Source organism: Rhodoferax sp. SPJ21 (genome assembly GCF_058216335.1).
The window spans coordinates 1,084,641-1,098,228 of record NZ_JBYZMO010000002.1; the positions used below are offsets into that span (position 1 = coordinate 1,084,641).

Consider the following 13,588-nt stretch of genomic DNA (forward strand, 5'->3'; position numbering starts at 1 on the left):
TGCCAGTGTGATGGCCGGGGTTTTGCTGCTGGGCCACAGTGCCAGTGCCGCCGAGCCCGAGGCTTGCAAGCAGGTGCGCATGGCCGACCCCGGCTGGACGGACATCACCGCCACCAACGCCGTGGCCGGCATTCTGCTCAATGCCCTGGGCTATGAGCAGAAGGTGGCATCGCTATCGGTGCCCATCACCTATGTGGGCGTGAAGAAGGAGCAGATCGACGTCTTCCTCGGCAACTGGATGCCGGCGCAAAAAGGACTTGTGGAGCCGATTCTGAAAGAGGGCGCGATGGAGGTGCTGCACGCCAATCTGCCCGGCGCCAAGTTCACGCTGGCCGTGCCCGGCTATGTGGCGGATGGCGGCGTGAAAAGCTTTGCCGATCTGGCGAAATACGCCGACAAGTTCGACCGAAAAATTTACGGCATAGAGTCGGGGTCGCCTGCCAACCAGAACATCAAGAAAATGATCGAGGCCAAGAGCTATGGGCTGGACGGCTGGACCCTGGTCGAGTCGAGCGAGCAAAGCATGCTCAGCCAGGTGGCGCGCAAGGAAAAGGGCAAGGACTGGATCGTCTTTCTGGCCTGGGAGCCGCACCAGATGAACACCAAGTTCCAGATCAGCTACCTGGACGGCGACAAGGACTACTTCGGCCCCAACTACGGCAGCGCCACGGTCAATACCGTGTCGCGCAAGGGCTATGCAAACCAGTGCCCGAATGTGGCCCGGCTATTCAGCCAGCTGGAGTTCACGGTGGACCTGGAGAACAAAGCCATCACCGATGTGCTGGACCAGAAGATCGATGCCAAGGCGGCCGGTATGCGCCAGCTCAAGGCCAACCCCAAGATGCTGGAAGCCTGGCTCACCGGGGTGAAGACCTATGGCGGCGATGACGGCCTGGCGGCGGTCAAGAAGGTCTTGGCTTCGAACTAGGACGGGGTGGGAAAAAAAGCATGGCTAGTCGAAAAGTGGCTGAGGCCGCTCTGCGTTGGCTAGCAAAAAACGACCCTTGCAGACTTCGTGCTGAAGTCCTGGGAGTCGCCCCACGATGAAACAGTTGCTGCCTCTGCGGGCGCAGGGGCAGCGGTGAAATGGCGGGCTTACTTGGTCAGTATCAGCTTGCCCTGCTTGGTGTTGTGCAGGCGGTAGACCGCGCCGTTGTGCATGATCTCCACCGCCTTGTGGCCACGCAGCAGGTCACGGCTTTCCAGGGCCAGGGTCTTGGCGGCAGCAACCCCGTCGGCCAACATGCCTTGGAACGCGCCATTGGCGTTCTCTCCCGAGGCGGGATTGAACTGGGGGCGGGCGGCTAGGTTGGCGTACATAGGATGCTCCTGAAAGAATGGTGCTGAACTTGCTATTGGTTAATGATAACCATTCTCAATTAATCCGCAAGTCCCTGTAAAGACTTATTTATCAAGGGGCCTTGGGTTCGGTGATGAAGCCGATCTTCTTGATGCCGCTTTGCTGGGCCGCCGCCATGGCCTGGGCCACGCGTTCGTAGCGCACGTTCTTGTCGCCACGGATATGCAACTCGGGCTGCGGTTCCTTGGCGGCCTCGGCCTGCAGCATGGGCACCAGATCGGTCTCGGCGACCTTGTTTTCATTCCAGTAGTAGTCGCCCTGCGCATCCACGCTCAGGCGGATGGTGGCAGGCTTGGCGTCCTCTACCTGGTTGGTCGCGCGTGGCAAATCCACATTGACCGAGTGCTTCATCACCGGAATAGTGATGATGAAGATGATCAGCAGCACCAACATCACGTCCACCAGCGGCGTCATGTTGATCTCGTTCATCACCTCATCGGGTTCGTCCTGGGTACCGAAGGCCATGCTCAGTTCCCCTTCTTCATGGGCACGACCTTGGCTGCGTTGCCACTGGCCACACGGGCGCCGGTGACGAAGAAGGCATGCAGGTCGTGGGCAAAGCTGTTCAGCTTGATCAGGATGGACTTGTTGCCGCGCACCAGGGCGTTGTAGCCCAGCACTGCGGGGATGGCCACGGCCAGGCCCAGGGCGGTCATGATCAGCGCTTCGCCAATGGGGCCGGCCACCTTGTCGATGGTGGACTGGCCGGACATGCCGATGCTCAGCAGTGCGTGGTAAATGCCCCAGACCGTGCCGAACAGGCCGATGAATGGCGCGGTGGAGCCTACGGACGCCAGGATCGCCAGGCCCGCTTGCAGCTTGGCGGTGAATTCGTCGATGTTGTTGCGCAGGCAGCGCGTGACCCAGTCGCTCACGTCCAGTGCGTCATGCAGGTGGGCCTTGGTATTGCGGTGGTGGGCTGTGGCTTCACGGCCCTCCAGGGCGATTTGCAGGAAGGGGTTGCTGGGGTCATCGCCCAGCTTCTTGAGGCCAGTGGCGAAGTCTTCGCTGTGCCAGAAGTCGGCCGCGCCGCCGGCCAGTTTCTTGAACTTGAAAATGTCCAGCGCCTTGACCAGGATGACGATCCACGAGGTCAGGGACATGGCCAACAAGATGATGGCCACGGTCTTGGTGACAAAGTCGCCCTGGGTCCAGACGTTGGCGATGCCGAATTGCGATTCCATTCAAAACTCCACAAAGGTAAAAAAATTATTCAAGAACCCAGTTCACGGGCGCGTTGTAGGCCATGGCGGTGGGCACACCGTTACGCTTGCCCGGCACGTAGCGCCAGGACATTACGGCGGTGTAGGCCGCCTGGTCCAGTCGGTCGTAGCCGCTGGACTTCAACAAGGTCGCACTGGTCGGCAAGCCGTCTGCACCGATCATCACGGTGTAGATCGTTGTGCCTTGTTCGCCCAGCCGTTTGCTGATGGCCGGATAGCGCGGCTTGGGGTTGTTCAGATAGTTGGCGTCGCTGGACGGCAGCTCCACTTTGGATGGCGCTGGTGGTGCAGGGGGCGGAGCTGGCGGTGCCACCGCAACCGGTGCCGCAATTGGCGGTGCAGGCGGCTGGGGCGTGGTCACGCCGGTGGGTGCATTCGGTGCGGGTGTGGGGTCGGCAATCGCCAGGGGCTGCGGCGCGGGCGGCAGCACCGGGGCCTTGGTTTTGACCACCGGTTGTTTGACCGGTGTGGGCGGCACCGGTGGCGCGGGCTTGGGCTTTGGCGGCTCGATGAATTCGCTGAGCATTTCCACCGGCACGATGATGTCCACCGCCTTGCGGACCAGGCCGCTTTGCAAGGCCCATAGGGCCGCCACGTGGAAGGCCACCACACTGCTCACGATGACGGCATTGCGGCTGAGGCGTGGGGCGGCGGGGGGCTGGGAGGCAGTGCTTTGCATACTAGGAATTGCGCCTAAGAAAGCCCAAGAGGGCCAAAGAATAGCAGTGGCGTTACACGCCAGGGCGGCCCGCCAGTTATTTACGAAAGATCCACCAGGCCGAGCCCAGGACCAGGATCAGACTGCCGCCAAGTGTGCCGAGGAGTTCCATGCCTTGCTCTCCAAGATGGATGTGGCGAGCTGGATGGCGGCGACGGGTTGGGTGGCGCTGCACTGCGCCACGATGTCCCGTGCACAACCTTCGCATCGGCCACACTGGGTGGCGACACCCAGTTCAAGCTGGATATCGCTAAAGCACATGCCGGCACGCACATGGCGGGCAATATCGCGGTCAGATACTCGTTGGCATACACAGACGATCATGGCGGCAAGCAGTTTGGCTGGCGGTGGATAGATGGATAAGTATAAACACGAATTACTATCATTTGCAACCCGTTGTTCTTGGCCGCCGTTTGGCAGGGGCTTTTGTATTCGGTTTGTAGGTGGCAAGGGGGCGGACGGTAGAGTCCGATGCATATCTGCTTCACTACTATTTTGATAGCTGCTGGCGCAGGTAAAACCTGCGCTAGAGGCCTGAAAGACTTGTAGGGTTTGGGCTGGGTTCAGGCCGTAGGCCGGGGGGGTGCGGCACACTGGCATGCCCATTGCTTTTTTGAACCATGCTTACCGACATCCCCCCGGCCGCACTGCAGGCCAAAGAACTGGTTGAGACCTTTTTGCGGACCATCATGGTGCCCGACCCCGAGGGCGCGCGTGCCTTCATCGCCCCCGAGTTGCGCATCCGTTTCACCGGTGGCCGTGCGATGCGCGACCCGGCCGAATGCAGCGCCTTCAATGCCGGCCGCTACGCCTGGGTGAAAAAGAAGTTCGAGCAGACCGACGTCGTAGCCGGTGCCACCGAGGCCGAGGCCATCGTCTACAACATCGGCACCCTGTACGGCGCCTGGCCCGACGGTACGGCCTTCGAGGGCAACCGCTATGTAGACCGCTATGTGGTGCGCCACGGCCTGATCGTTCAGATGGACGTGTGGAACGACAGCGCCGAATGGCTGCTGGTGCGCGCCGGACTGTGCGAGCCGATATGAGTACCACCATGAGCACGTTCGCCCCGCCCATCCCCGGCAACGGCCGCTTCGCCTACAGCCCCATCACCCGCCGTGCCGACTACCGCTGGCCGAATGGCGCCAAGCTGGCGGTGTACCTGGGTTTCAACATCGAGCACTTTGCGTTTGGCGAAGGCCTGGGCGCCTGCATAGGCCCCAAAACTGCCCAGCCCGATGTGCTGAACTACAGCTGGCGCGAGTACGGCAACCGCGTGGGTGCCTGGCGCTGCCTGGAGCTGTTCGACCAGTTGCAGCTGCCTACCGGCGCACTGATCAACACCGCGTTGTACGCGCATTGCCCCGAGCTGGTCCAGGCCTTTGCGGCGCGCGGCGACGAGCTGATAGGCCACGGCTACAGCAATGCCTTCAACCAGGCCAACCTCAGCGAGGAAGACGAGCGCGCACTGCTGGCCGACTGCCGCACGCGCATCGCCCACCACAGCGGCACAGCGCCCAGCGGCTGGCTGTCGCCCTGGATTGCCGAGAGCCGCACTACGCCCGACCTGCTGGCCGAGACCGGCTACAGCTACACGCTGAACTGGTGCCATGACGACCAGCCCACCGCCATGGCCACACGCAGCGGCCAGCGCCTGTGGTCCATTCCTTACCCGCAGGAGCTGAACGACATCCCCATGGTCATAGGCCGGCTGATGGACGGCAAGGCCTTTGCCGACATGGTGATACACAACTTTGACGAGATGCTGCAACAGGCTGCCCAGCAGCCGCTGGTGATGGGTATCGCGCTCCACCCCTATATCGTGGGCCAGCCCTACCGCCTGCGGCACCTGCGCCGCGCGCTGGAGCACATCGCCCGCGCACGGGATGCAGGCCAGGTATGGGTCACCACGCCTGGCCAGATTTGCCAGCACGCCGAACAGGTGCACGCGGCATGAGCGCAGCGTCTACCCAGGGCATGGTCACCAGCCCGCACGCGCTGGCCTCGCAAGCCGGGCTGGACGTATTGGCTGCGGGCGGCAACGCCATCGAGGCCGCCATCACCATCGCCGCCAGCCTGGGCGTGGTCTATCCGCATTTTTGTGGTCTGGGCGGTGATGCCTTCATGCTGATCGCCGACAAGGCGGGCCAGGTGCAAACCCTGTCCGGCATAGGCCAGGCGCCGCAGGTGTTGCCGCGATACAGCGGCGCGATTCCCGTGCGCGGCCCGCAGTCCATGCTGACCACAGCGGCGGCTGTGGACGTGCTGGGCCAGGCCTTCGAAATTAGTCGCAAAGATTGGGGTGGACAACACAGCTGGCAGCGCCTGCTGGCACCCGCCATTGCCCAGGCGCGCGATGGAGTCCCCATCTCCGAGTCCGAGCGCTTCTGGCTGCAGATGCGTCTGTCCGAGATGGCCGTGCTGCCCGGCGTGGCCGCCCAGTTCCTGCACCAGGGCGCGGTGCCCGCCACAGGCTTTGTGCGCCAGCAGCCCGCGCTGGCTGCCACGCTGGAAACCCTGGCAGCACGCGGCCCGCGCGACTTTTATGAAGGCCAACTGGCGGCCCGCATCGCCCAGGGCCTGGCCCAGGCCGGCAGCCCGCTGACGGCCGCCGACCTGGTGCGCACCCGGGCGCGCGTGGAAGCACCGCTGTCCGTGCCCTACCGTGGCGGCACGCTGCTGGCGCACCGGCCACCCACCCAGGGCATCACCACGCTGGAAATCATGGGCATCCTGGAACGCTTCGACCTGGCCCAGATTCCCGAGGGCAGCGCCGACTACTACCACCTGTTGGTCGAAGCCATCAAGCAGGCCTTCATCGACCGCAACCGCCATGTGGCCGACCCCGAGCATGCCGAGGTGCCGATAGAGCGCCTGCTGTCTCCGGCCCACCTGGACCAGCGCGCCAGCGCTATCCGCATGGACCAGGCCTTGCCCTGGCCGCATCCCTTCCAGACTGGCGACACGGTGTATATCGGCGCGGTAGACCGCTGGGGCCAGGCTGTGTCCATGCTGGCCACCACCTACTTTGACTGGGGCAGCGGTGTACTGGTGGGCGATACCGGCGTGCTCTGGCACAACCGTGGCGCGGCCTTCTCACTAGACCCGCAGCACCCGAACGTGCTGGCACCGGGCAAGCGCCCGTTCCACACACTCAACCCCGGCATGTACCTGCAGAACGGCAAGCCCAGCATCCTGTACGGCACCCAGGGCGCCGACGGCCAGCCGCAAACCCTGGCCGCCGTGCTCACCCGCATGATCGACTACGGCATGGACCCGCTCAGCGCCCTGGCCCGGCCGCGTTTTCTGCTGGGCAAGACTTTCTCCGACGCGCGCGACTCGCTGAAGCTGGAAGAAGACGTGCCGCCCGAGGTGTTCGCCGAACTGGCGCTGCGCGGCCACGCCCTGAGCCCGGTGGCCCGCCAAAGCCCGCTGATGGGCCACCCCGGCGCCATCCGCATCGACCCGGCCACCGGTCAGATGCGCGGTGCGCACGACCCGCGCAGCGACGGGCTGGCTTTGGGTTTGCCGGACTAATGCTATTGAATTAGTAGCTGCTAGCGCAGGTTTTATATGCGCTAGCGGCCTAAAAAGCTTGTAAGTCTAAAAGGTTCTGGGGCAGCAAGGCACAATGCCGCTTTGCTTTGGCACACCCACCGTAGGACCGCATGCAACACGTACTCATCATCCACGAGGTCCAGGACTATGCCGCCTGGAAAAAGGTTTTTGACGCCGCCGCCGGCATCCGCTTTGAGGCCGGCGAGCGCAGCTACCAGGTGCTGCGCTATGACACTGACGCGAACAAGATCGTGCACTTCTCCGCCTGGACCTCGCTGGCCCAGGCCCGCGCCTTTTTCGAGTCGCCCAGGCTGGTGCAGATCCGCATGGACGCCGGTGTCAAGGCGCCAGAATTCATCTACCTGGAACAGCTGGAAGCGGGTACGCTGTAGCTCCTGCGCTGGCCCCTGTGAGTCTTGCCCGAGAACCTGCCAGGCCCGCACAAGGAGCGCGATATGGACACCAGCCTCTGCCCGGCCAAGACAGACAAGGGCAACCAGGTCATCAAGGACCGGTCCACCAAGATGAAGATCCCGCTGCGCTCAGCACTGATCTTGTGCGACGGCAAGAAAAGCATCGCCAAGATACTGGCGCAGATCGGCGGCATGGGCCTGTCGGCCGATGATTTTCAGCAACTGCACGATCTGGGCTTGGTTGAATTCGTGGCCGCTGCACCCTCAGAAAAGCGCCCCCTCTCGGGCGCCGGCGCCAAGCTGCAGGATCTGGGCTTGGCCGAGCGCTACACCCTGGCCTACCAGACGGCGGTGCAGCTCACCAGCGGTCTGGGCTTGAAGGGCTTTATGCTGAACCTGGCGGTGGAACGGGCCGGGGATCTGGAGGCCCTGAAAAGCCTGGCGCCCAAGATCCAGAAGGCCGTGGGCGACGAGGCCTTCAAACCCCTGCGCTATATTTTGGATAACAGCTGAACCCCGGCACCTAACCGGTGTGCCTCGGCCTAGCGGCCTGGTGTGCGAGCATCTGCGCAATCTGCGCAGGACGTGCAGCACACCCTTGCCGAGCTAACTGCAGGGGCCTTCCCGTGAGGACTTTTGCTACTTAATTTGTAGCATATTGCGCAGCTAGATATTGCGCTGGAGGCCTCTGGCGATAAAGCGCAGTGGCCATCCAAATTGCGATCGGGATTTCAGCTTAGAAGCTGGCCCAATCGTCCGATCCTGTCTTGGCGGCGGGCTTGGCGCTCACCGTCTGGTTTGCAATTTTCTTCGCTGGCGTGGCGGAAGCCTTGCCAAAGGAGGGGCGGGTCACGTTGATTGCACGCTGGGGGCCACGTCTTTCCAGCGATGCTTGACTATCCGTCTTCATGGTGTTTGCCGAGCCCTGGTGCTTGCCAGCGTCGAGCTTGAACACGGCCACGACCTCCAACAGTTGTTGTGCCTGCGTGCTGAGGCTGTTGGCCGCCGCCGCGCTCTCTTCCACCAATGCTGCATTTTGCTGCGTCACCTGGTCCATCTGGGTAATGGCATCGCCGACCTGGGCGACGCCCTGGCTTTGCTCGCCGCTGGCGGCGCTGACTTCACCAATGATGTCGGTCACGCGACGGATGGCGTTAACCACTTCGGTCATGGTGGAGCCGGCCTTGGATACCAGCGCTGTACCTTGGTCCACCTGGACCACGCTGTTGTCGATCAAAATCTTGATTTCCTTGGCCGCATTGGCGCTGCGTTGCGCCAGGCTGCGTACTTCGCTGGCCACCACGGCAAAGCCACGGCCTTGCTCGCCTGCGCGGGCGGCTTCCACGGCGGCGTTCAGGGCCAAGATGTTGGTTTGGAAGGCGATGCCATCAATGACGCTGATGATGTCGGCGATCTTCTTGCTGCTGTCGTTGATGCCTTTCATGGTGTCTACCACTTGGCTGACGACTTCACCGCCTTCTACGGCAACCGTTGACGCGTTGACAGCCAGTTGGTTGGCTTGGCGTGCGTTATCGGCATTCTGTTTTACGGTGCTGGACAGCTCTTCCATGGACGCTGCGGTTTCTTCCAGCGCGCTGGCCTGCTGTTCCGTACGGCCGGACAAATCGTTGTTGCCCTGGGCGATCTCGGCACTGGCGGTGGAGACGCCTTCGGCGCTTTGGCGTACGTTCGACACCACGCTTGACAGACTATCTTGCATGGCTTTGAGCTGGGCCATCAGACTGTCGCTGTCTCCTGGCTTGACGGAAATCGGCATGCTCAGGTCGCCATGGGCTACCGCGCGCGCCACGTCGGCTGCCACACCGGGTTCACCACCCAGGGAGCCCACCAGATTGCGGGTGATCCGGAGGCCGAGAAGTACGGCGGCGGCGATGGCAACAGCGCCGGCAGCAATCAACAGCAAGCGCGCTTGCGCATAGTCGGCATTGGCCGATGCCACCATGGCTTCACCCTCTTTCTCGCTGTACTCTTGGTAGGCACGGCTGGCTTTGATGAGTGCCGCCAGCAGGGGACGGCAGTCCTTGTTCATTTTGGCGATGGCCTCGTCCTTTTTGCCATCCAGCGCCAACTTCACAATGTCCAGTGCGACGGGGCCGTAGGCAGCTTCGATTTTGCTGATGTCTTCGATGAGACGACGCTCTTCCGCTGTAGCTCGCGGATCGTTCTTGACGGTGCTGTTTAATTTTTCCAAGGCTGCCTGGGTTGCTTGGTGGGCTTCGGCCACCGCAGCTTTCTCGATCTCTAGGTCTTCGGGGGTGGTCACTAGCACCAGATTACGCGCAGCAATCGCACGACGGTTCACCGATGCCCGTACATCGACCGCCATATGCTGCTGCGCAATGGTGCCTTGGTTGTATTGGGAGAAATCGCTATTGATACCGCTTAGCGCATGCATGGCTGTTAGCGACACGATGATGACCAATACAGCCAGCAGGCCAAATGCAAAGGTTAGCTGGCCTTTGACGGTGAAATTCTTGAAGTTCATGTGAGTACCTCTTTGAGGTGAAATCTTGACGGGGTTTAGGCAAGCGCAGTAATGCGCCTTGGGGGCTGGCAATCGCCCTGGGAGGTATGTGCGCCGATCAGAATGGACCTGTGCTCAGCCACGGTGCTCTGCGGTGCCGAGAGCGGTGCGCGTGTTTTTTGCGACGCGGCATCCCCACGCGGCAGGTATGACCTGGCAACGGCGGACCCAAGCAACCAAGGATGGTTGGCTTATATGCAAAAGTGGGGGCTAGGCAGCCCTGCGCGCCCGCATCCATTTTCTGAAATGAACGTATTGCCATCTTCTCGTTGCCACTGTTTGAGCGGCATTCCAAAAATTGCAAGGCGGGTGCAGGGCCTTATGTGCTTCGACGCCATGTTCTGGGGCGGGCGAAACATTTGGTTACTCTAGCATGCAACCGTTAAAGTTAATACGCCATGAGTCACATAACCGTGCAATAAAGATAATCCCTAGCTCCTGCGCTGGCTACTCTGATAATTTGGCCTCTGCATCCCAAGGGCGACATGGCTTCCCACGATATCTCCATCATTTCGGACCCGCTGCTGGAGGTCTTTGCGAACATGGGCGAGGGCGTTGCAGTGTTCAATGCAGACTGCCGCCTGGTGACGATCAGCGCTCTGGCGCTTGAGCTGTCTGGCTTGACGGCTGAACAGGCCACACCCGGTACGCACTTGCGGGACATGTTCGTGTTGCGGGCCAGGGCTGGGGAATTCGGCTCCTGTGACCCGCATCAAGAGGCGGACCGCCGCGTAGCAGAGTTCCGCTACGCCCACCCCGAGACCTATGAATGCACCCGGCCAAATGGCACGGTGGTCGCAGCCAAGCGCAGCCCCTTGCCTGGCGGTGGGTTTTTAACCATTTACGTAGATATCACTGACCGCATGCGCATTAAGCAAGAGATGCGCACCTTCAAGTTCTCGCTGGATTCGATCTCCGAAATGGTGTGCGTAGTGGATTTGCGGCAGCGCTATTTGATGGTGAACGATGCATGGTGCCTGGCTACGGGCTTGGCGCGCGAGCAGGTCCTAGGGCGTTTGACCGACGAGGTACCGATTGAATTTTTCAACCGGGATTTTCAGGATGCCTATTCCCGCTGCCTGGCGACGCGGCAGCCACAGTTGAAAGACGTGGAGGTCCCGCTGAAAGACCAACATCTGCGCTATCTGGAGACCCGCTGTTGTCCGTATGCGGGTGAAGCTGACGAGCTGCTAGGCGTGGTCTTTGTGTCCCGTGACGTGACAGAAATGCGTGGAGGCGAGCGGCTGGCGCGCGAGCAAGAGCGCTTCATAGCCAGCATTGCCAACAGTCTGCCAGGCCTGGTGGGCTACTGGACGCGTGATCTGCGCTGCGCGTTTTCCAACGCGCAGTACCAAGTTTGGTTCGGCCGGAATGAAGAGCAGATGCGCGGCGTCACTATGCAGGAGCTGATGGGGCCGGAATTGTTTGCAAAGAATGAGGTGCATATCCGCGCGGTATTGCGAGGTGAAGACCAGCAGTTTGAGCGCACACTGGTGAAGCCGAATGGCGAGACTGGTTATACCTGGGCGCAGTACATTGCAGACCGCGTGGATGGTGAGGTGCGTGGCTTCTTCGTGCAGGTGTCAGACATCACTCCACTCAAACGCAGCCAATTGGAATTGGAAAGAGTCAATGCGGCACTGCGCATTTCTGCCGTGGCGTTTGAGGGGCAGGAAGGCATCATGGTGATGGACCACCAGCGCTTGGTGTTGCAGGTCAACTCTGCATTTACCCGTATCACAGGCTATGTGGCTGGCGATTTTTTGGGGAAGCGTGCATTTCAGCTGCGTTCTAGCCGGTATCCGGTCGCAGTCTATGACGATATTTTTTTGCGGGTTCAGGCTTCGGGCAGTTGGACGGGCGAACTCTGGTGTCTGCACGCGACGGGGCGCGAATTCCCGGTGTCATTGACCGTCACCGGGGTGCCGGATGAACAGGGTGCCATCGGCAATTATGTGATCAGCTACATTGACATTTCGGACCGGTACCGTCGTGACGAACAGCGCCGCCTTGATGAGGCGGTCCAGCGTGCAGCGCTGGTGCGCGAGGTACACCATCGCATCAAGAACAACCTGCAAGGTATTACTGGCTTGCTGCGCCAGTTCGGGCAAGAGCACCCAGAAACAGAATCGGCACTGAACCAGGCCATTGGCCAAATCAAGAGCATAGCGACCATCCATGGCTTGCAAGGGCAAAACAGCGCGGGCCGGGTTTCTTTGCGTGGCTTGATGCGTGCCATCGTTGCACAGGTGCGGGACATTTGGCGGGTGCCGGTGGAGATGGCAGAGAATCACATCGCTGCCGAAATTTTTATCGCCGAGGAAGAGGCCGTGCCGGTGGCCATGATCTTGAACGAGATACTTTTCAACTCGGTCAAACACAGCAACGTAGACCGCCCTGGCGTGTGCGTGAGTCTGTTGCAGGACGAGCGGCAGTTGAGTGCAAGCGTACGCATCACCAATAGCGTGACGCCGGGTGTGCCGATTGCACGGGACCCATTGTCAGGTTCAGGCCAGCAATTGATGGCACACCTGATGCCCAGCACAGGTGCCCAGCTGAATGTCGAGCAGGTCCATGACACGATGGTGGTGGAGCTGCTGCTCAGTGCGCCAGTGCTTGGGTTGAACTAACAGAAATGAATTCGATGACCGATACAAAAACGCCGCACATACTTTTGGTGGACGATGACCGGCTGGTGCTCGCCACCTTGGCTGGCAGCGTGGCACGCGCGGGTTACGCCGTGAGCAGCGCCAAGAGCGCCGAGGAGGCGGAGGACATGCTGGCTGGCGGTTACCGCCCCGATCTGGTGATGCTGGATGTGCGCATGCCGGGACAGAGCGGGCTGTATTTGGCGCAGCGCCTGCGCGAGCTGGACCACATACCTTTTTTGATGCTGAGTGCTTACGGCGACGAGCAGACGGTGCAGCAAGCGATTGAGCAGGGGGCTTTGGCGTTCTTGGTAAAGCCCGTCGACGAGGCGCAGTTAATCCCCGCCATCGAAGCCGCCCTGGCACGCGCGAATGAATTGAACCAGCTACGCGCCACGCGCAAGCATTTGCAAGATGCATTGGATGGCGAGCGCAACATCAATGTGGCGGTCGGCATCACCATGATGCAGTACCGCCTGGCGCGGCAGCCCGCCTTTGAACAACTACGGCGTACCGCGCGTTCCCGCAGCATGCGCTTGGCGGACCTGGCTGTGCAAGTGGTGGCCAGCTGCGAGTTGATGGCTGCCGGCTAGCCAGCCACCTGCACGTTGATTGCGGCACTGCCATCCGGTGAAATGCTATTTTTTATATAGCAGCTTGCGCAATATCTATCTGCGCTAGCGCGGTATTTCTATCTTGACTTCTTCCATGCTGCAGCTCTTGCCCGTGCGCCGGCACAGGTCTTCTTCGCGCCAGTAGCCGCCGTGGCTGACGCAGCCGGTTTGGCAAATCACCCGGTCTGCCGCCGCGTGGTGGGCCTGTAGATCTTCCTCGCCTGTGGGCTCCAACTGCACCAGGGTCTCGCGCAGCCAAGCCAGCATGGTGTCGCGCAGGATGACGCGGGCGCGCAGGCGTATGACCTGGGCTTGCAGGGCGTGGATCTGCTGCTGGTAGTCCACCACCAGGCCGCTCACTCGGGCCTGGGCGCCGGCCAGCATGCGCACCAGGGCGGCGTGCTCGCAGGCTACGTCGGACGGAAGCGGGGCGGCTACCAGCTTCAGCGGCTGGCGTTTCAGTACATGGACGCGAACTTCTTGGGTCACCATGGTGGTCTCCGTTGTGG

General features: G+C 61.5%; 15 protein-coding genes. 8 read left to right on the plus strand and 7 right to left on the minus strand.

Annotated features, from left to right (window positions below):
• The first annotated feature begins 10 nt into the window (after window positions 1–10).
• Window positions 11–928 carry a choline ABC transporter substrate-binding protein gene (gene choX / locus AC4BBN_RS12930; RefSeq protein WP_490592871.1) on the plus strand — a complete coding sequence of 306 codons (918 nt, stop codon included), beginning with the start codon at window positions 11–13 and terminating at the stop codon, window positions 926–928.
• Between the two features lie 167 nt (window positions 929–1,095).
• Here the strand turns inward: choX and hemP are convergent, their stop codons facing one another.
• The 5 genes from hemP to AC4BBN_RS12955 form a co-directional block, all read right to left on the minus strand.
• The gene (gene hemP / locus AC4BBN_RS12935; RefSeq protein WP_490592377.1) at window positions 1,096–1,320 is read right to left on the minus strand and encodes a hemin uptake protein HemP; all 225 of its coding nucleotides are present in this window, start codon (window positions 1,318–1,320) and stop codon (window positions 1,096–1,098) included.
• Between the two features lie 91 nt (window positions 1,321–1,411).
• Window positions 1,412–1,825, minus strand: a complete 414-nt coding sequence (locus AC4BBN_RS12940) for an ExbD/TolR family protein (RefSeq protein WP_490592378.1) — start codon at window positions 1,823–1,825, stop codon at window positions 1,412–1,414.
• 2 nt (window positions 1,826–1,827) lie between these two features.
• Window positions 1,828–2,544 (minus strand): MotA/TolQ/ExbB proton channel family protein, encoded by a 717-nt coding sequence (locus AC4BBN_RS12945; RefSeq protein ID WP_490592379.1) that lies wholly within the window; start codon window positions 2,542–2,544, stop codon window positions 1,828–1,830.
• 25 nt (window positions 2,545–2,569) lie between these two features.
• Complete coding sequence (locus AC4BBN_RS12950) at window positions 2,570–3,262, minus strand: energy transducer TonB (RefSeq protein WP_490592380.1); 693 nt, start codon at window positions 3,260–3,262, stop codon at window positions 2,570–2,572.
• Between the two features lie 117 nt (window positions 3,263–3,379).
• Window positions 3,380–3,625, minus strand: coding sequence for a (2Fe-2S)-binding protein (locus tag AC4BBN_RS12955; protein WP_490592381.1), 246 nt, complete (start codon window positions 3,623–3,625; stop codon window positions 3,380–3,382).
• Window positions 3,626–3,921: 296 nt separating this feature from the next.
• Here AC4BBN_RS12955 and AC4BBN_RS12960 point away from each other — a divergent pair, with 296 nt between their 5' ends.
• The 5 genes from AC4BBN_RS12960 (at window position 3,922) to AC4BBN_RS12980 (ending at window position 7,785) form a co-directional block, all read left to right on the plus strand.
• Window positions 3,922–4,347, plus strand: a complete 426-nt coding sequence (locus AC4BBN_RS12960; protein ID WP_490592382.1) for a nuclear transport factor 2-like protein — start codon at window positions 3,922–3,924, stop codon at window positions 4,345–4,347.
• An 8-nt stretch (window positions 4,348–4,355) separates the two neighbouring features.
• Window positions 4,356–5,258 carry a polysaccharide deacetylase family protein gene (locus AC4BBN_RS12965; protein ID WP_490592383.1) on the plus strand — a complete coding sequence of 301 codons (903 nt, stop codon included), beginning with the start codon at window positions 4,356–4,358 and terminating at the stop codon, window positions 5,256–5,258.
• Window positions 5,255–6,838: a gamma-glutamyltransferase gene (gene ggt / locus AC4BBN_RS12970; RefSeq protein WP_490592384.1), complete on the plus strand. Its 1,584-nt coding sequence runs from the start codon at window positions 5,255–5,257 to the stop codon at window positions 6,836–6,838. The genes AC4BBN_RS12965 and ggt overlap by 4 nt, the downstream gene beginning before the upstream one ends.
• 131 nt (window positions 6,839–6,969) lie before the next feature.
• A complete protein-coding gene (locus AC4BBN_RS12975; RefSeq protein WP_490592385.1) occupies window positions 6,970–7,251 on the plus strand; it encodes an antibiotic biosynthesis monooxygenase in 282 nt (93 codons plus the stop codon).
• A 63-nt stretch (window positions 7,252–7,314) separates the two neighbouring features.
• Window positions 7,315–7,785 carry a hypothetical protein gene (locus tag AC4BBN_RS12980; protein ID WP_490592386.1) on the plus strand — a complete coding sequence of 157 codons (471 nt, stop codon included), beginning with the start codon at window positions 7,315–7,317 and terminating at the stop codon, window positions 7,783–7,785.
• Window positions 7,786–8,008: 223 nt separating this feature from the next.
• On the opposite strand, the gene AC4BBN_RS12985 is transcribed toward AC4BBN_RS12980, so the two are convergent.
• Window positions 8,009–9,778 (minus strand): methyl-accepting chemotaxis protein, encoded by a 1,770-nt coding sequence (locus AC4BBN_RS12985; protein ID WP_490592387.1) that lies wholly within the window; start codon window positions 9,776–9,778, stop codon window positions 8,009–8,011.
• 524 nt (window positions 9,779–10,302) lie between these two features.
• Here AC4BBN_RS12985 and AC4BBN_RS12990 point away from each other — a divergent pair.
• Window positions 10,303–12,447, plus strand: a complete 2,145-nt coding sequence (locus AC4BBN_RS12990) for a PAS domain-containing protein (RefSeq protein ID WP_490592388.1) — start codon at window positions 10,303–10,305, stop codon at window positions 12,445–12,447.
• A 14-nt stretch (window positions 12,448–12,461) separates the two neighbouring features.
• Window positions 12,462–13,058 (plus strand): ANTAR domain-containing response regulator, encoded by a 597-nt coding sequence (locus AC4BBN_RS12995; RefSeq protein ID WP_490592389.1) that lies wholly within the window; start codon window positions 12,462–12,464, stop codon window positions 13,056–13,058.
• Window positions 13,059–13,142: 84 nt separating this feature from the next.
• Here the strand turns inward: AC4BBN_RS12995 and AC4BBN_RS13000 are convergent, their stop codons facing one another.
• A complete protein-coding gene (locus AC4BBN_RS13000; protein ID WP_490592390.1) occupies window positions 13,143–13,571 on the minus strand; it encodes a hypothetical protein in 429 nt (142 codons plus the stop codon).
• Window positions 13,572–13,588 lie beyond the last annotated feature (17 nt).